Raw genomic sequence first — 17,011 nt, 5'->3', positions numbered from 1 at the left:
GACCCGGGTGTCCGAACACCGAAGCCGGTGTAAGGGTCGTCGCCTCGTCGTTTCCGGAGCGTCCTCCATGCGGATTCTCGCCGCCGCCCTCCTTCTCGCCACCGCCGCCCAGGCCCAGGAGTCCGGCCCAATCGATCCGGCGCGGCTGTCGGCGATCGTCAAGACCATGGCGGCGCCCGAGTTCGAGGGCCGCGGGCCGGGCTCGCCAGGGGAGGCCAAGACCATCGCCTACCTGACCAGGGAATTCGCGGCGCTGGGCCTGGAGCCGGCGGGCGAGAAGGGGGGCTGGACCCAGGACGTGGCCTTGGTGAAGTTCGAGCTGCCCGGCGTCTCGACCATCTCGCTCAGCCAGGACGGCGCTTCGCGGCCCCTGGTCCGGGGCGCCGATATATCGGTCTCCACCCTGCGACCGGTCGACCGGGTGGCGATCAAGGATGCGCCGCTGGTCTTTGTCGGCTACGGCGTCACCGCGCCGGAGCGTGGCTGGGACGATTTCAAGGGCGTCGATCTGAAGGGCAAGATCGCGGTTTTCCTGATCAGCGACCCCGATTTCGAGGCCAAGCCCGGGGAGCCGGTGGCCGGGACCTTCGGCGGCCAGGCGGCGACCTATTACGCCCGCTGGACCTACAAGTACGAGGAGGCCGCGCGGCGCGGCGCGCTCGGCGCCCTGATCGTCCACGAGGCGCCCGGCGCGGGCTATGGCTGGTCGACGGTGATCGCCTCCAACGGCGAGGCCTTCGACATCGTCCGGCCCGACCCGGCCAAGGACAAGCTGCTGCTGCAGGGCTGGCTGACGCGGGAGGCGGCGGTCGATCTCTTCAAGGGCGCGGGCCTGGACCTGGAGGCCCAGAAGGTCGCGGCGCGGACCAAGGCCTTCCACCCGGTGACCCTGAAGGGCGCGGCCTTCTCGGCGAACTATGCGGTGGCCCACACCCAGGTGGTCAGCCGCAATGTCATCGGCAAGCTGACCGGCGCCAAGCGGCCGGACGAGAGCGTGATGTTCTCGGCCCACTGGGACGCCTACGGCCTGGGCGCGCCGGACGCGGCGGGCAAGACCGACCGTCCCGGCGCACTGGACGACGCCATCGGGGTGGCCGGGGTGATGGAGATCGCGCGGGCCTTCAAGGCCGGGCCGCGGACCGGCCGCACCCTGGTCTTCGCCGCCTGGACCGCCGAGGAGCGCGGCCTGCTGGGCTCGGAATATTACGGCGTCCATCCGACGGTTCCGCTGGAGACCATGGCTGCCAACCTGACTATCGACGTGCTGCAGCCCGTGGGGCCGGCCAAGGACGTGGTGCTGATCGGGGCCGGCCAGAGCGAGCTCGAAGACCAGCTGGCCGCCGCCGCCAAGCGCCAGGATCGCACGGTGACGCCCGACGCCCATCCGGAGCGGGCGCTGTTCTTCCGCGCCGACCACTTCAGCCTGGCCAAGCGCGGCGTGCCGGTGCTGCTTCTGATGGGATTGGGCGGCGGCCAGGACCTGATCAAGGGCGGCCGCGCGGCGGGCGAAGCCTGGGTCAGCGACTACACGGCCAACTGCTACCACAAGGCCTGCGACGTCTGGCGCGCCGACTGGGACCTGCGCGGCGCGGCCCAGGACGTGGCCCTGCTCTACGAGATGGGCAAGGAAACCGCCAACTCGACGGCCTGGCCCAACTGGAAGTCCGGCTCGGAGTTCAAGCCGATCCGCGACGCCAGCGCGGCGAAGCGGAAATAGGCGCGACCGGCGCAGTCTTCCTCCTCTCCACCCGTCTTCCGGGGGGAGAGGGCAGGGTGAGGGGGGCGTCTCCGCCGCGTCGAGCTTGTTGATAGGCCGGAATGCGACGCTCCGCGCTGCGAGCCCCTCACCCTACCCTCTCCCCTCGAGCGGGGAGAGGAGGAGATCGAACGGCGTCTTGGCCCTTCAGGCCAGCGTCAGGATCACCGGCCCGCTGCGCGTGGCGACCAGGGTGTGTTCGTACTGGACGGTGGGCTGGTGGCCGGGCGGGGTCAGGGTCCAGCCGTCGTCGCCTTCCTCCACCCAGTCGGCGCCCAGGGACAGGAAGGGCTCGATGGTGAAGACCAGGCCCTCGTGGATGCGGCGGGTGTCGCGCGGCTCCCACCAGGTGGGGATCTCGCCCGGATCGTCGTGCAGCGAGCGGCCGACCCCGTGGCTGGCGAGGTTCCTGACCAGGGTGTAGCCGTTGCGGTCGGCGAAGGTCTCGATGGCCTTGCCGATCTCGTTGATCCGCCCGCCGGACTTCACGGCGCGGATGCCGCTCCACATGGCGCGGCGACCGTCACGGCACAGGCGCTCGATCTTGGGCGTGACCGGCGGCACCGCGAAGCTGGCGCCCGTGTCGCCGAAATAGCCGCCGAGCGCGGCCGAGACGTCGATATTGATCAGATCGCCGGCCGCCACCTTGCGATCGTCGGGGATGCCGTGGGCGCAGTCGGGAGCGACCGAGATGCAGGTCGCGCCCGGGAAGTCGTAGGTGATCTCCGGCGCCGAGCGGGCGCCCTCGCGCTCCAGCATGGCGCGGCCGAGCTGGTCCAGTTCGCGGGTGGTGATGCCCGGCTCCAGCGCCTTGCCCATGGCTTCCAGGGTCCGCGCCACCAGTCGCCCAGCGGCCTTCAGCCCCTGCAGGTCGTCGTCGTTCTCGATGGTCATTCCAACCGCCCTAGTCTCGCGGCCAGTTCAGCCCGCGAATGATCGTCCAGTATTCTTCAGCGACGTCGTCATCGATCAACACCGGCTGTGCGCTCACATATAGGCGGTCCTGGCCGTCGCGGCGTGGGCCGGAAATCCAAAACCGATCGTGGGTCTCGATGTCGAAATAGTTCGCCTTGAATCCACGGCCATCGAGGCTTTGGAACGTGCGACCATCATAGGTTAGAGACCGGCCGCTCTTCGAGAAGACCACACGTCCGATCCGCGCCGCGCCGTTCAGTGAGTCCGACTTGTCCTCGATGTACATAATCCGGGTCGTTGGGACGGACATCAGAGATCCGGCCGGATGATCGTCTTCCCAACCACGGTGCGGTTGGCGAGCGTGTCGAAGGCCGCGCGCCAGTCGTCGAGGGCGTATTCGTCGTGGACACGGGGCTTCATGTGCGGGGCGAGGTCCCAGATGGCGGCGTTGTTCTCAGCCCCCTTCTCGGGGAGCTGCCGGCCGTATTCGCCGGCGCGGACGCCCATCAACGAGATGCCTTTGATCAGGGCGATATTGACCGGCATGACCGGCAGGCGGCCCGAGGTGAAGCCGATGGAGAGGATGCGGCCGTTGAAGGCGATGCAGCGGATGCTCTCGTCGAAGACGTCGCCGCCCACGGGGTCGTAGATCACGTCGGCGCCGCGGCCGCCGGTGATCTCCTTGACCCGCTCGCGGAAGCCCCCGGTGACATTGACGACGGCGTCGGGGGCGTATTCCCGCTGGATGATCGCCAGCTTGTCGTCGGAGGCCGAGGCGGCGATGACCTTGCAGCCGAGATGCCGGGCCAGGTCGACGGCGGCCAGGCCCACTCCGCCGGCCGCGCCGTGGACCAGCACCCACTCGCCGGGCTCGACCTGGGCGCGGCGGACGAAGGCCACATAGGCGGTGAGATAGGCCACCGCGTAGCCCGCCGCCTGGCCGAAGCTGAGCGACGGGGGCTTGGCGCGCAGGGCGCCGGCGGGGGCCACGGCGTATTCGGAGAAACCGCCGATCCGCGCCCCGCCGACCACGGCGTCGCCCAGCGTCCAGCCGGTGACGCCCTCGCCCAGGGCGTCGATCTCGCCCGCCAGCTCCATGCCGGGGATGAAGGGGACCTGCGGCTTGTGCTGGTGTTCGCCCCGCGTCTGCATCAGGTCGGGGAAGTTGACCGCGGCGGCGCGCACCTTGATCCGCACCTCGCCAGGGCCGGGATCGGGGGTGGGGATCTCCCTGACCACGCAGCCGGCGTAGTCGGGCTTCAATTCCTCAACGACCAGCGCGCGCAATTCGTCCCTCCAGGCCTTCCCGCACCAGGCCGGCGATCTCGCGGCAGGCGGTGTCGGCGGCCGGGACCGCGCCGGTGAAGGCGGTGAAGGCGTGGGCCAGGCTGTCGTAGCAGCGGTAGATCACGGGCGACCCCGCGTCAGCCAAGCGCTTGGCGTAGGCCTCGCCCTGGTCGACCAGGGGATCGAAGCCGGCGGTGACGATGACGGCCGGCGCCAGGCCCGAGACGTCGGGCTCGCGCAGCGGCGACAGGGTCGGGTCCGCCGGGTCGGCGTCGGGACCCATATAGTGGCCCATGAACCAGTCCATCATCGCCGACGAGAGCGGGAAGGCCTCGCCGTAGGTGGTCATGGACTGGGTCTCGCTGGCCACGTCCACACAGGGATAGATGAGCAGCTGCAGGGCCGGCTGCGGCTCCCCGGAGCGCTTCATCTCCTGGCAGACGATGGCGGCGAAATTGCCGCCCATGGAATCGCCGCCGATGGCCGCGTGGCCGGCCGGCGCGCCGAAGTCCTGCGCATGGTCGCGGACGTGACGGTAGGCGGCGAGCACGTCGTCCAGGCCGGCAGGAAAGCGGTGTTCGGGCGCCAGGCGGTAGTCCACAGAGACAACGGCGGCGTGGCTCACCTTGGCCAGGATCGAACAGAAGGCGTCGCAGGTGTCGAGGTCGCCGATCACCCCGCCGCCGAAATGGGCGAAGACCATGACCGGGACGCTGGGGTCCTGACTTGCCGGTCGATAGGCGCGGGCCGGCAGCACCCCCGCCGGTCCGGGAATCGACAGGGGCTCGACGCGGACGCCGGGCTCGCGTTCGCCGCTGAGCGCGACCAGGCCCTGGGTATTGGCGCGCCGCGCCTCTTCCGGCGACAGGCTGGTCATGGCCGGGCCGCGCGAAGCCTGGGCCGCCAGGAACTGCAGCCGGGGATCGAGGGTGCGACCCCCGACATAGACAACGCCGCCGCCGGCCATCAGCCGTAGGATTGGCGAGGGCAGCGACAGAAGGGTGCGGACCAGGAAACGCTGAACGCGTTGGTCAGCCATCGCGCTTGGCCTTGGGCAGGCCCCGCAGGCCCCCCTGGATCATGGCGACGGCGAATTCGGTGGCGCTTTTGACGTCCACGGGACGGCGCGACAGCATCTTGTCGCCGACCTCGCGCGCGACGGCGATGCACGAGGCGGCCAGGTAGTCAGGATCGGCCGCCGGCGCGCCGCCGCGGGCGATCTCCTCGATGATGGCGTCGCGCACCTCGTTGAAGACCGCCTTCATTTCCGGGGTCTCGCCGTGGACATGGGGGTGAGTCTCGCCGGGCGGGCGCTGGGCCTCCCAGTTCTTGTGCACGTCGGCCAGGAACAGGAAATAGGCCTGGATGGCGGCGTGGACGAACTCTTCCCAATTGGCCGACTGGGCGCGATGGGCCTTCAGGATGGGCGCGAACTGGCGCGCGCCCTCGTCGGAGAGGGCGACGTACACCTCCTCCTTGGACTTGAAGTAGTTGTAGAAGGTCCCCGCGGCCAAGCCGGTGCGGCGGATGATGTCGCGCACCGTGACGGTGTCGTAGCCCAGCTCGCCGAACACCTCACGGGCGGCGTCCAGGATGGCCTGGCGGTTGGCGACCTTGGTGAGCTCGCGCTTGCCGGAGGGAAGATAGGCGACTTCGGACATGTAAGACTGACTCGGAGAAAACTGACGCGCGTCATTCTAGTCATGCGCGGGCGCGGGCGCCAACGTCCTGCGCTCACCAGGCGAGATTAGGCGGCCGGAACGCCTGGTAGCGGGCTGGGCGCGTCGCAGCGGGCGCGGCACTGGCCCCAGGCGGCCGGGCATTCGTCGACGCTCTCGCCTGACAGGCAGAAATAGTAGCTGCGCGCGCAGGATAGCCGGCAGGCTCCGCCATCGACCGAGGCCGGCCGAGCCAGGGGGGCGAGCATGGGGGGCAGCGGAGCCGGGGTGGAGGCCCACGGTTGGGGCGCCTCGGTCTTCGCCAGCCCGCCGCGGGCCTCGGCGGTCGCCTTGGCCAGGCCGTCCAACGATCCGGGCGTGGAGGGAACCACGATCCGCCCGCCCTGGAACTGCGGCTCGGCGGCGGGCTTGGCCTGCTGGGCGCTCGCCGGGCCGGCGGCCAGGACGGCGAGGCTCAAGAGCAGGGGGAGGCGGCGCATGGCGTCATCCTCTTCTGGTCGGCCTTAAGACCCGGTTAACCATGATCGGACCGAGCGCTGGGCCCGGTCAAAGAAAAAGGGGCCGCCTCTCGGCGACCCCTCGTAAAACGCTACTCTTCCTCGGGTACTAAAACTCTTCCCAGCTGTCGTCCTCGGCGTGCGGCGCGGAGGCCAGCGCCGTGTTCCCGCGGCTTTGCGGACGCGGCGGCGGGGCGTGGGAGCGTTGGGGCGGCGGAGCGTGGCGGGCGACCGGAGCGGCCGCGCCGCCGTTGACCTTGAAGCGGGCCACGAGGCGGGCCAGCTCCTGGGCTTCGTCGGCGAGCACGCGGCTGGCGGCGGTGGATTCCTCCACCATGGCGGCGTTCTGCTGGGTCACCTGGTCCATCTGGTTGACGGCGGTGTTCACCTGGCCGAGGCCGAGGGCCTCTTCCTTGGCCGAGGCGGCGATCTCGCCGACCACGTTGGAGATCTCGGCCACCTGGCGGACGATGCGTTCCAGCGCCTTGCCGGTCTCGCCGACCAGGTTCACCCCTTCGGCGACCTGCTGGCTCGAGGCCGAGATGAGCGCCTTGATCTCCTTGGCCGCTTCGGCCGAGCGCTGGGCGAGCGCCCGCACTTCGGAGGCGACGACCGCGAAGCCCTTGCCGGCGTCGCCGGCCCGGGCCGCTTCGACCCCGGCGTTCAGGGCGAGCAGGTTGGTCTGGAAGGCGATCTCATCGATGACGCCGATGATCTGGCTGATCTGCTTGGCCGAACCCTCGATCTGGCCCATGGCCTCGATGGCGCGGCTGACGACGACGCCGCCTTCCTCCGCATCCGTCTTGGCCGAGGCGACGGCCTCGCGACCGTGGCTGGCGCCGTCCGAGGTCTTGTTGACCGTGGCGGTGATCTCATCCAGGGCCGCGGCGGTCTGTTCCAGCGTGGCGGCCTGGTGTTCGGTGCGGCGCGACAGGTCGTCGGCCGAGTGGCTGATTTCGCCCGCGCCGGACTGGATGGAGGCGGTGGCGCCGGCGATGGCGCGCATGGCCTCTTCCAGCTTGGCGGAGGCGGCGTTGAAGTCGTCGCGCAGCTTGCGATAGTCGCCGGGAAACTCCCGGTCCAGGCGATAGGTCAGGTCGCCGGTGGCGAGGCTGTCCAGGGCCTGGGCGAGGGAGTTGACCACCATGGCCTGTTCCTCGGCGATGGCCGCGGCGGCTTCGGCGTTCTCGCGGCGCGTGGTCTCGGCCGCGGCCTCGGTCTGTTCGTGTTCCTGGCGCAGCTTCTCCAGGTGCAGCTGGTTGTCGCGGAAGATGGTCAGGGACGAGACGATGGCGCCCAGCTCGTCCTTACGCTCCAGGGCGGCCAGGTCGATGCTGTTGTCGCCGCGAGCCAGCGCCTCGGTGGCGCTGGCGATCTTCTTGACGTCCTTGCGCAGCATGGTGGTCAGCGCCCAGGCCAGGGTCCCGGCGATCAGCAGGGTGGCGAGGGCGGCGATCAGGGTCATGGTCTGGGCGGTCTTGGCGCGGGCCTCGCTGGCCTTGGCGTTGGCGTCGGTCTGGGCCTGGCCGGCCTGAACGATCTTGTTCAGGGTGCCGGTCATGTTGCCGTATTCTTCCTCGAACGGCGCGGCGAAGCCGGCGGCCGTGCCGAAGTCGGTGGTGATCATGGCCGCGATGACGTCGAGCGCGTCGCGGGTCTGTTTCAAGGCCTTCACCAGATCGGCGAAGTTCTTCTTCTGGGAGGCCGGCGCGTTGGCCTGGATCGCCTGGACTTCCTTGGTGATCGCGTCGACCTCGGCGAGCAGAGCCTGGCTCTTGCCCTCGATCTTGTCGACGTCGATCGCCGCGGCCTGATGGGTCAGGAGGAAGTAGAGTTCGCCATGGACGGCGGTGATGCGCTCGGAGACCTTCTGCAGCCTCAGAGTGTTGGGCAGGTCGGTGCGAACCACCTGCTCAAGGTCGGCCGCCTGGCCGCGTTGAATGACCACGGCGCCGCCAGCCATCAGGGCCAGCATCACCAGGGCGAAGGCGGGTGCGAAACCGATCTTTACGATCAGCGGCGAGTCCACAAGCCGAAGGCGCTTCACTTCCGATATCCCCCAGAAGGACGATTAGCATTTCGAACACCATGGCGTGAGGTTGCTAACCAATCGTCACTGAAACCCCGTTTCTCGCGCCTCTTGCGCGCGCTCGGGTCTATAAAGACCAGCGAGATCAGCGCCAAAACGTCGCAGCGTCTTTACTTCGTGTTAACTACAAATCACTTCGCCGACTCAGATTCCTTTAACCTGAATCCTGCATAGAGGGGATGCGTCCGTTATCTAGAAAGGAGTGGGGCGATGAAAAATTTCATCAAGATCGTGGGGGGTGTCGCTCTCTGCCTGGCTTTTGCCGGCGCGTCATCCGCAGCTGACTTCCAAGCCAGCATGAGCAAATGCCTGACCAAGCACGCGAACACGCGTGACGCGGCGATGGTCATGCTCGAATGCACGGCCGACGCCGGCAAGCTTTCGGGCTGCAAGGTGCTGGAAGACAACAAGGCGGGTAAGGGTTTCGATAAGGCGGCGCTCTGCGTGGCCGAGGCCCTGCCGATGGGAACCAAGACCGGGACCGTGAAGGTTCCGATGCGCTTCCCGGGCGGCGCCTAAACCGCACCACCAAGAATTCTGTATTCTTGCCAGTACGCCTCCGGCTTCAGCCGGAGGCGTTTTGCGTTTTGGAGGTTCTCTTCCTCCCACATCGCGTAGCGAATGGGGGAGGGGGACCATCTGCCAGGATGGTGGAGGGGGCGAGACCGGGCTCTGAGCCTGAGGCCGCCCCCTCCACCGCCTATCGGCGGTCCCCCTCCCCCGTCAAACGGGGGAGGAAAATCTACTTGTTGACCCGCGACAACAGGGCCTGGGCCGCGGCCGGGGCGCGGACCTTTCCCTCGTGGATGAAGTAGGCGAACACTTCGCGCGGACCTTCCGGCGGGCCGGTGCGGTCGATGGGCGGCAGGTCGCCGGGGACCTGGCCGCTCGAATAGGCCGTGAACCGCTCGGCCCAGGCGTCGAGGCCGTCCTCGGGATAGCCGTTCGGCAGGTCGTCGGAACCCTTCAGCAGGCGGGCGTAGACGAAGTCGGCCGTGATGTCGGGGATCAGCGGATAGTTCTCGTTCTCCGAGACGCAGATCGCCACGCCGCGGTCGCGGCACAGCTTGATGAAGGCCGGGTCGGCGAAGCTGGCGTGCCGCACCTCGACCACGTGGCGGAGCTTCAGGCCGTCCTGGGTCTTGGGCAGCAGATCGAGGAAGCCGGCGAAATCGTCGGGGTCGAACTTCTTGGTCGGCATGAACTGCCAGAGGATCGGCCCCAGCCGGTCGCCCAGCTCGACGATCCCCTGGGTCAGGAACTTCTGCATGGAGTCCGCGCCCTCGGCGAGGACCCGGCGGTTGGTGGCGAACCGCGAGGCCTTCACCGAAAAGACGAAGCCGTCCGGAGTGGAGGCCGCCCACTTGGCGAAGGTCTCGGGTTTCTGGCTGGAATAGTAGGTGGAGTTGATCTCCAGGGTGGTCAGGTGACGGCTGGCGTAGTTCAGCTCGTCGGCCTGTTTCAGCCCCTTGGGATAGAACACGCCCCGCCAGGGTTCGAAGGTCCAGCCTCCAATCCCGGCCCGGATCAGGCCCTTGCCAGCCATCTAGCGCCTCACTTGCGTTGGGACGCCGTGGCGTCGCGGGTTTGCTTGAATTCCGAGCCCTCTTTCCAGGCTGGCCACTCGGTCGAATTGGCGAGCTTGCGGCCCAGGTCCAGCATCAGTTCACCGTCCAGGACCAGACCCTCGAAGTTCCAGTCCGGGCCGATCTCGTCCGCCGGCTGATGGTACTTGTCGGCGGTGTAGGCCTTCGAGAAGGCGTCCCCGGCCGCCTTGCCGCCATTGACCAGGTTCCGGCCCGAGCCGAACGAGATGGCCGGAACGCCGCGCTTGGCGAAGGAGAAGTGGTCGGAACGGAAGAAGCTGCCGGCCTCCGGACGCGGGTCGGGGGTGTAGTAGCGGCCCTTGGCCTTGCCCGTGGCGATCAGGTCGTCCTGCAGGGTCGACGCCGCGTTGCCCGACGAGCCGAAGTCCCTCGCGGGGCCAGCCGGCGAGAGGGCGTCCATGTTGATGTTCGCCACCGTCGTGCTCAGCGGATAGAGCGGCGCGTCGGCGTAGTATTCCGAGCCGAGCAGGCCCTTCTCCTCGGCGGTGACCGCCAGGAAGACCACCGAGCGGTCCGGCTTGGGACCCTTGGCGAAGGCGCGGCCGATCTCGATCATGGTGGCGATGCCGTCGGCGTTGTCGACGGCGCCGTTGTAGATCTTGTCGCCCTTGGCGTCGGGCAGGCCGACCCCCAGGTGATCCCAGTGCGAGGAGTAGATCAGGGTCTCGTCCGGCCGCTTCGCGCCAGGGATGATCCCGACCACGTTCTTGGAGACGATCTTCTGGGCGTCGACGGCGTAGTCGATGGAGATGGTCGCCCCGGACAGGACCACCGGCTTGAAGGCGCGGGTCTTGGCCTGGGCCTTCAGGGTCTCGAAGTCGAGGCCGGCCGCTTGGAACAACGCCTTGGTCTTGTCGAGCTGGACCCAACCCTCGACGGGGGCGTGCGCCTCGGCGGGCTTGGCGCGGATGATGTCGAAGATGACGTTGGTGTTGGAATTCTTCACCGTCGCCCAGCCGTAGGAGGCGGCGGCGGTCTCGTGGATCACCAGGAAGCCGATCGCGCCCTGGCGGGCGGCCTCCTCGTACTTGTAGGTCCAGCGGCCATAGTAGGTCATGGCCTTGCCGCCGAAGTCGCCTTCGCCGCCCTCGAAGTCGGGGTCGTTGACCAGGACCAGCGCGATCTTGCCCTTCAGGTCGACGCCCTTGAAGTCGTCCCACTTGCGCTCCGGCGCGGTGACGCCGTAGCCGACGAAGACGATCGGGGCGTCCTTGACGCTGACATGGTCGACCCCGGTCTGAGCGGCGCGGATGGCGATCTCCTCGCCCTGGGTCCAGCTCTGGGTCGCCCCGCCCGAGGTGACGCTCACGGTCACCGGGCCCTTGGTCTCGAAGCGGGCCAGGGGCACGTCCTGGGTCCAGGCGCGCTGGCCGTCCTTGAGGTCGCCGCCCGGCTTCAGGCCCACCGCTTTGAACTGTTCGGCGATGTAGGCGACGGTCTTCTTCTCACCCTCGGTGGCGGGGCCGCGGCCCTCAAAGGCGTCGGAGGCCAGGACCTGGATATGGCCCGAGATCTTGGCGGGATCGAGATCGGCGGCCAGGGCCTGTCCGGCGAAAACCGCCCATGCCGACGCGCCAGCGAGGAGAAACTGTTTCATGGATCACTCAGAAGGGGGATTGGAAATGCCGCAGGACCCTAGATCGGGCGATGCGAGGGCGGAAGGCCGCTTTTGCACCTCCATTCGGGTCGCAAGTGTGGCCGCCGCGCCGCGCTCGCGGCCCCAAAGGCGCGTGCGCCAAGGCGCGCGATGCGCTAGGTCGCTGACGCTACGAGAGCCGGCCGGATATTGTTAAGCTTTTTTAATGTGACTGGCCTGCCATCGACACGACGTCGTACCATGTACAGAACTGCCGATACTCAGACCTGGGTCGCGCCTCCCCAAGGCCGGGAATTCCCGGCCGGCGATTCCCGGGCTCAGTAGACGAAAAGAACGATGCGCCCAGCTTCTCTCGCAGCCGGCCCCGTGGCCGTGGCCTGCCTCGCGCTGGCGGCTTGCGCCTCGACGCGCGAGGTCGACACCCGTCTGCCCGCCGCCTACGAGCTGCCCGCCGGACCACCGGCCGGGGTCGTCGCGCTGGACGCCTGGTGGACCGCCTTCGAGGATCCGCAGCTCACGGGCCTGATCGATCAGGCCCTGGCCGCCAGCCCCGACGCCCGCTCAGCCGCGGCGCGGCTGAAGGAGGCCCGCGCCCAGCGCTCCGGGGCGCTCACCGCCTTCCTGCCCCAGGGCAACATCCGCGGCGCGGCGTCGAGGACCGAGAACGAGGTGGTCGCCGGCACGGTCGTCAACATCCCAGGCTTCTCCTCCAGCGGCGAGAGCGAGAGCCGATCGGCCAATTTCGACGTCACCTGGGAGATCGACCTGTTCGGCCGGGTGTTCGCCGCGCGGCGGGCCGCCAACGCCGAGATGGCCGCCGCCCGCCTCGACTATGAGGGGACCCGCGCCAGCCTCGCGGCCAGCGTGGCCGACAGCTATTTCCAGGCCCGCGGCCTGGCCATCCAGCTTGCCGACGCCCGCGAGACCGTCCGCATCCAGGAGAGCCTGGCTCAGATCGCCCAGACCCGCGTCGAGCGGGGCATCGCCTCGCGCTCGGACGAGGATCGGGTGGCGGGCGACCTCGCCCAGGCCCGGGCCCAGGCGGCCGGCCTGGAGGCCGAGCTGCAGGCTCAGCGCCGCACCCTGCTGATCCTGGTCGGACGCGGGATCGAACCCACCACGAACCTGGCCGTCGACGCCCAGGTGGGCGCGATCCCCGAGGTTCCCGCCAGCCTGCCGGGAGAGCTACTGACCCGACGGCCAGACGTGCGCCAGGCCGAGGCCATGCTGGTCTCGTCGCTCGGCCGGCGCGACTATGCGCGGCTGGCCTTCCTGCCGACCTTCAAGCTGGCGCCGGGGATCGGCGTCCAGAAGACCGAGCAGCCCGGCTATTCGGCCACCATCCAGAGCTGGACGCTCGGCGGCAATGTCACCGTCCCGGTGCTCGACATCCCGCGCCTGCTCTCGGAGCTGAAGGTGCAGAACGCCAAGGTCGAACAGGCCGCCATCGCCTACGAGAAGGCCGTGCAGGTCGCCTATGGCGAGGCCGAGAACGCCATGGTCCAGTTGGCCTCCGACCGCCGCCGGGTCGAGCTGCTGGACGCCGGCGAGGACCGCGCCGAGCGAGCCTACGAGGCCTCGCGCCGCGGCTACGCCGCCGGCCTCACCGACCTTCAGACCGCGCTCGGCGCCGAGCAGTCCTGGCGCGCGGTGCGGACCCAAGAGACCGGCGCCCAGGTCCAGGCCCTGCGCCGCGCCGTCCAGACCTACAAGGCGCTCGGCGGCGGCTGGCCCCTGGCGTCCGCCCCCAACAACAAGAAGGCTCGCTAACGTGACGAGATCCAAAGCCCTGCTGACCGTCACGGTCGCCGCCTCGCTCCTGGCCCTCGCCGCCTGCGGCAAGAAGGAGCCGCCGAAGAAGGACCCGGCCGCCCAGGCCCGCGCCGTGCGCGTGGTCCGCGTCGAAGCCCGTCCGATCACCGGGGCGCTCACAGCTTCGGGCAGCCTGATCCCCCGCGAGGAGGCCGCCGTCGCCCCCGAGGTCACCGGCTATCGCGTCGCCCGCGTGCTGGTCGAGGAGGGCGCCTATGTGCGCGCCGGCCAGACCCTGGCCCAGCTCGACGGCGCCCTGATCAGCGCCCAGGTCGAGCAGCAGAAGGCCCTGGCCGCCCAGGCCGCGGTCCAGGCCGAGCAAGCCGAGCGCGAGGCCGCCCGCGTCAAGGACCTTGACGGCCAGGGCGTGCTCTCCGACGAGGCGCTGGACCAGCGCCGCTTCCAGGCCCGCGCCGCGCGCGCCACCGCCAACGCCCAGGCCGCCGCCTATCGCGACGCCACCACCCGGGCCGGCAAGCTCGCCGTCTCCGCCCCGGTCTCCGGCCTGGTGCTGGAACGCACGGTGCGGCCGGGCGATCTCTCGGCCGGGGGCGGGACCCCCTGGTTCCGCATCGCCCGCGACGGCCAGATCGAGCTCGCCGCCGAACTGACCGAGGACGACCTGGCCCGGGTGCGTCCCGGCCAGCGCGCCACCGTCACTCTGCCGTCGGGGGCGAGCGCCGTCGGCCATGTGCGGCTGGTCTCGCCCCAGGTGAACACCCAGTCGAAGCTGGGGATCGTGCGCATCCTGCTGCCGGTCCGCTCCGACATCCGCGCCGGCGGCTATGGCCGCGCCCAGTTCGACGATGCGGTCGGCGCTGGCCTCTCGGCGCCCGAGACCGCCATCCGCTACGACGCCGACGGGGCTAGCGTCATGACGGTGGACGCCGCCAACAAGGTCAGGCGCGTGGCCATCACCACCGGCGCGCGCGGCGGCGGCATGGTCGCCCTGGTCAAGGGGCCGCCAGCCGGCACTCGGATCGTGCAGAACGCCGCGGCCTTCCTACTGGACGGCGACCTGGTCAAGCCCGTTGAGGCCGCCGCCGCCAAGCCCGCGAGCAAGGCCCGATGACCGCCCCCAATCCCCACGACGGCTCGGGCGGGATGCGCATCTCCGCCTGGGCGATCATGAATCCGGTGCCGGTGGCGGTGCTGTTCGCCGCCCTCGTCCTGGCCGGGGTGTTCGCCTATGCCGGGCTGACGGTGAAGATGTATCCCGACGTCTCCCTGCCCATGGTCTCGGTGACCGTGACGCAGAACGGCGCGGCGCCGGGCGAGATGGAGACCCAGATCACCCGTCCCGTTGAGGACGCGGTGGCCAGCCTGGCCAACGTCAAGAACGTCTATTCCACCGTCACCCAAGGCGTCTCCAGCACCAATATCGAATTCGAGCTGGGCGAGGACCTGCAGAAGAAGACCGACGAGGTCCAGTCGCGGATCGACCAGGCCAGGTCGGTCCTGCCGCGCGAGATCGACGAGCCCACCGTGGCCCGGGTCGAGTTCGACAACCTGCCGATCATGACCTACGCCGTGGCCGCCCCGGCCATGTCGGACGTGGAGCTGTCCTGGTTCGTCGACGACACCCTGGCCCGCGCCCTGCAGGGCGAGAAGGGCGTGGCCCAGGTGGCGCGGGTCGGCGGGGTGACCCGCGAGATCAACGTCATTCTCGACCCCGACAAGCTGAACGCCCGCGGTCTGACCGCCAGCCAGGTCAACAACGCCCTGCGCGCCGCCGATCTGGATTCCCCCGGCGGCCGGGTGCAGGTGGGCGGGCGCGAGCAGACCCTGAGGGTGCTGGGATCGGTCAACACCCTGGCCCTGCTGCGCGAGTTCACCGTGCCCACCGGCGCTGGCGGCTTTGTGAAGCTGACCGATATCGCCGAGGTCGGCGACGGCTCGTCGGAGGTGCGCGGTTTCGCCCGCCTCAACGGCCGGCCCGTGGTCGGCGTCATGGTCATGAAGACCAAGGACGCCAGCGACGTGGCGGTCGAGGACAAGGTCCTGGCCAAGCTGAAAGAGCTGGAGACCACCCACAAGGGGGTCACCTTCACGAAGATCTTCTCGGCGGTGGATGAGACCCGCGCCAGCTTCCGCGCCACCCAGCATGTGCTGCTGGAAGGCATGTTCCTGGCCGCCCTGGTGGTGCTGTTCTTCCTGCGCGACTGGCGCTCGACGGCGATCACCGCCTTCGCCATGCCGGTCTCGCTGATCCCCACCTTCTTCTTCATGCAGCTGTTCGGCTTCTCGCTGAACGTGGTGACCCTGCTGGCGCTCACCCTGGTGGTCGGCATCCTGGTCGACGACGCCATCGTCGAGATCGAGAACATCGAGAAGCGGGTCTCCCAGGGCATGCGCCCGTTCCAGGCGGCCATGGAAGGCGCCGACGCCATCGGCCTGGCGGTGGTGGCCACCACCATGGCCATCATCGTGGTGTTCACCCCGGTCTCGTTCATGAAGGGCATGGCCGGCCAGTTCTTCCGCGAGTTCGGGATCACCGTCTCGGTGGCGGTGCTGTTCTCGCTGGTGGTCGCCCGGCTGCTGACTCCGCTGATGGCCGCCTACCTGATGAAGCCGGCGACCCACCCCCACCCGCGCAAACCCTTCGAGGGCTTCTACCGCAACGCCCTGGAATGGGCGCTGGACCATCGGATCATCGCTTCCATCGCCGGCGGCCTGATGTTCGTGGGCTCCCTGTTCCTGGCCACCCTGCTACCCCAAGGCTTCCAGCCGGCCGGCGATCCCGACTACGTCTATGTCAATGTCCAGGGCCCGCCGGGCGCCACGGCGGCGGACATGGAAGAGGTGGCCGCGCGGATCCACCAGGTGTTCCAGCAGCGCCCCGAGGTCATCGGGGTCTTCGCCCAGATGGGCTCGACCGTGGCTTCGGCCGGTCCCGGCAGCATGGGCGGCGGCGGCGGCGACCTGCGTTCGGGGACCGTCACCGTGCTGCTCAACGAGAAGCGCGACATCACCGGTGAGGCGCTGCGCAAGGAGATGCGCGCCGAGCTGCTGGCCATCCCCGACGCCCGCGTCAGCTTCCTGGACTTCCAGGGGGCGGCCGGCCTGCAGAAGATCCTCACCAGCGACGACCCCGACGCCCTGCTGGCCGCCTCCACCGAGCTGGAGCGCCAGATGCGGACCCTGGACGTGATCGCCGATCCTCGCCCGGCCACCCCGCCTGTCGGACCCGAGGTGGTCATCCGGCCCCGCGCCGACGAGGCCGCCCGCCTGGGCGTCTCGGTGGACGCCATCGCCCAGGCCGCCCGTGTCGCCACGGTCGGCGACATCGACGCCAATGTGGCCAAGCTGACCGATGGCGAACGCCGGCTGCCGATCCGCATCCGCCTGCCCGCCGAGGCCCGCGCCGACATCGAGCGGATCAAGGCCCTGCGCCTGCCCACCGCCTCGGGCGGCATGACCACCCTGGACGCGGTGGCCGACGTGGAATTCCAGGCGGGTCCCGCCCGGATCGAGCGGCTCAACCGCAAGCGCCAGCAGACCGTCCAGGCCGAGCTCAACGGCGTGGAGATGGGCGTGGCCAACAAGGCCGTGGACCAACTGCCGATCATGAAGAACCTGCCCAGGGGCGTGACCCCGGCCGAGACCGGCGACCTGGAGGCCATGCAGGAGCTGTTCGCCTCCTTCGGCCTGGCGGTGTTCTCCGGCGTGGCGATGATCTACGGCGTGCTGGTCCTGCTGTTCCGGTCGTTCTTCAAGCCGATCGTCATCCTCTCGGCCCTGCCGCTGGCGGTGGGCGGGGCGTTCTTCGGCC

14 protein-coding genes are annotated in these 17,011 nt (G+C 69.4%); 5 read left to right on the top strand and 9 right to left on the bottom strand.

Translation table 11 applies throughout. From position 1 onward, the window contains the following. The first annotated feature begins 67 nt into the window (after positions 1-67). Entirely contained in the window at positions 68-1,717 is a 1,650-nt protein-coding gene (locus Q8Q88_RS11960) for a M28 family metallopeptidase (protein WP_305675414.1), read from the top strand. A 186-nt stretch (positions 1,718-1,903) separates the two neighbouring features. Here Q8Q88_RS11960 and map read toward each other — a convergent pair whose 3' ends face one another. From map to Q8Q88_RS11925, 7 genes are all read right to left on the bottom strand, one after another. Continuing rightward, positions 1,904-2,650 (bottom strand): type I methionyl aminopeptidase, encoded by a 747-nt coding sequence (gene map, locus Q8Q88_RS11955; protein WP_305675413.1) that lies wholly within the window; start codon positions 2,648-2,650, stop codon positions 1,904-1,906. A gap of 10 nt (positions 2,651-2,660) precedes the next feature. Beyond that, positions 2,661-2,957: a 1-deoxy-D-xylulose-5-phosphate synthase gene (locus Q8Q88_RS11950; protein ID WP_305675412.1), complete on the bottom strand. Its 297-nt coding sequence runs from the start codon at positions 2,955-2,957 to the stop codon at positions 2,661-2,663. A gap of 23 nt (positions 2,958-2,980) precedes the next feature. Then, positions 2,981-3,958, bottom strand: a complete 978-nt coding sequence (locus Q8Q88_RS11945; protein ID WP_305675411.1) for an NADPH:quinone oxidoreductase family protein — start codon at positions 3,956-3,958, stop codon at positions 2,981-2,983. Continuing rightward, on the bottom strand, positions 3,939-4,997 hold the full coding sequence (locus tag Q8Q88_RS11940) for an alpha/beta hydrolase (RefSeq protein WP_305675410.1): 1,059 nt from the start codon (positions 4,995-4,997) through the stop codon (positions 3,939-3,941). Before Q8Q88_RS11940 ends, Q8Q88_RS11945 begins: the two co-directional genes overlap by 20 nt. Continuing rightward, complete coding sequence (locus tag Q8Q88_RS11935) at positions 4,990-5,619, bottom strand: TetR/AcrR family transcriptional regulator (RefSeq protein ID WP_305675409.1); 630 nt, start codon at positions 5,617-5,619, stop codon at positions 4,990-4,992. The genes Q8Q88_RS11940 and Q8Q88_RS11935 overlap by 8 nt, the downstream gene beginning before the upstream one ends. A gap of 86 nt (positions 5,620-5,705) precedes the next feature. Beyond that, positions 5,706-6,116, bottom strand: a complete 411-nt coding sequence (locus Q8Q88_RS11930; protein WP_305675408.1) for a hypothetical protein — start codon at positions 6,114-6,116, stop codon at positions 5,706-5,708. Positions 6,117-6,243: 127 nt separating this feature from the next. Continuing rightward, positions 6,244-8,181 carry a methyl-accepting chemotaxis protein gene (locus Q8Q88_RS11925; RefSeq protein WP_305675407.1) on the bottom strand — a complete coding sequence of 646 codons (1,938 nt, stop codon included), beginning with the start codon at positions 8,179-8,181 and terminating at the stop codon, positions 6,244-6,246. A 252-nt stretch (positions 8,182-8,433) separates the two neighbouring features. Between Q8Q88_RS11925 and Q8Q88_RS11920 the strand changes: the two genes are divergently transcribed. Then, on the top strand, positions 8,434-8,742 hold the full coding sequence (locus tag Q8Q88_RS11920) for a hypothetical protein (RefSeq protein ID WP_305675406.1): 309 nt from the start codon (positions 8,434-8,436) through the stop codon (positions 8,740-8,742). A gap of 223 nt (positions 8,743-8,965) precedes the next feature. On the opposite strand, the gene Q8Q88_RS11915 is transcribed toward Q8Q88_RS11920, so the two are convergent. Continuing rightward, complete coding sequence (locus Q8Q88_RS11915) at positions 8,966-9,769, bottom strand: DUF72 domain-containing protein (RefSeq protein WP_305675405.1); 804 nt, start codon at positions 9,767-9,769, stop codon at positions 8,966-8,968. 8 nt (positions 9,770-9,777) lie between these two features. After that, positions 9,778-11,427, bottom strand: a complete 1,650-nt coding sequence (locus Q8Q88_RS11910) for a M28 family metallopeptidase (RefSeq protein WP_305675404.1) — start codon at positions 11,425-11,427, stop codon at positions 9,778-9,780. A gap of 336 nt (positions 11,428-11,763) precedes the next feature. Here Q8Q88_RS11910 and Q8Q88_RS11905 point away from each other — a divergent pair, with 336 nt between their 5' ends. The 3 genes from Q8Q88_RS11905 to Q8Q88_RS11895 all read left to right on the top strand — a co-directional run. Next, positions 11,764-13,197, top strand: coding sequence for an efflux transporter outer membrane subunit (locus Q8Q88_RS11905; protein WP_305675403.1), 1,434 nt, complete (start codon positions 11,764-11,766; stop codon positions 13,195-13,197). Between the two features lies 1 nt (position 13,198). Further along, on the top strand, positions 13,199-14,311 hold the full coding sequence (locus Q8Q88_RS11900) for an efflux RND transporter periplasmic adaptor subunit (RefSeq protein WP_305675402.1): 1,113 nt from the start codon (positions 13,199-13,201) through the stop codon (positions 14,309-14,311). Then, positions 14,308-17,011: efflux RND transporter permease subunit (locus tag Q8Q88_RS11895; RefSeq protein WP_305675401.1), on the top strand; the 2,704-nt coding region annotated here is incomplete at its 3' end. The genes Q8Q88_RS11900 and Q8Q88_RS11895, both read left to right, overlap by 4 nt.

Source organism: Phenylobacterium sp. (assembly GCF_030697925.1).
GTDB lineage: Bacteria > Pseudomonadota > Alphaproteobacteria > Caulobacterales > Caulobacteraceae > Phenylobacterium.
The sequence above is the reverse complement of the archived record's forward strand: the minus strand, read 5'-3'. Positions and strand labels throughout refer to the sequence as shown.

What these genes read in the sequence shown, in the direction of transcription:
- Q8Q88_RS11950 (WP_305675412.1), bottom strand. Translation starts at nt 2,957, where the DNA reads ATGTACATCGAGGACAAGTCGGACTCACTGAACGGCGCGGCGCGGATC.
- Q8Q88_RS11930 (WP_305675408.1), bottom strand. Translation starts at nt 6,116, where the DNA reads ATGCGCCGCCTCCCCCTGCTCTTGAGCCTCGCCGTCCTGGCCGCCGGC.
- Q8Q88_RS11940 (WP_305675410.1), bottom strand. Translation starts at nt 4,997, where the DNA reads ATGGCTGACCAACGCGTTCAGCGTTTCCTGGTCCGCACCCTTCTGTCG.
- map (WP_305675413.1), bottom strand. Translation starts at nt 2,650, where the DNA reads ATGACCATCGAGAACGACGACGACCTGCAGGGGCTGAAGGCCGCTGGG.
- Q8Q88_RS11960 (WP_305675414.1), top strand. Translation starts at nt 68, where the DNA reads ATGCGGATTCTCGCCGCCGCCCTCCTTCTCGCCACCGCCGCCCAGGCC.
- Q8Q88_RS11920 (WP_305675406.1), top strand. Translation starts at nt 8,434, where the DNA reads ATGAAAAATTTCATCAAGATCGTGGGGGGTGTCGCTCTCTGCCTGGCT.
- Q8Q88_RS11910 (WP_305675404.1), bottom strand. Translation starts at nt 11,427, where the DNA reads ATGAAACAGTTTCTCCTCGCTGGCGCGTCGGCATGGGCGGTTTTCGCC.
- Q8Q88_RS11935 (WP_305675409.1), bottom strand. Translation starts at nt 5,619, where the DNA reads ATGTCCGAAGTCGCCTATCTTCCCTCCGGCAAGCGCGAGCTCACCAAG.
- Q8Q88_RS11915 (WP_305675405.1), bottom strand. Translation starts at nt 9,769, where the DNA reads ATGGCTGGCAAGGGCCTGATCCGGGCCGGGATTGGAGGCTGGACCTTC.
- Q8Q88_RS11905 (WP_305675403.1), top strand. Translation starts at nt 11,764, where the DNA reads ATGCGCCCAGCTTCTCTCGCAGCCGGCCCCGTGGCCGTGGCCTGCCTC.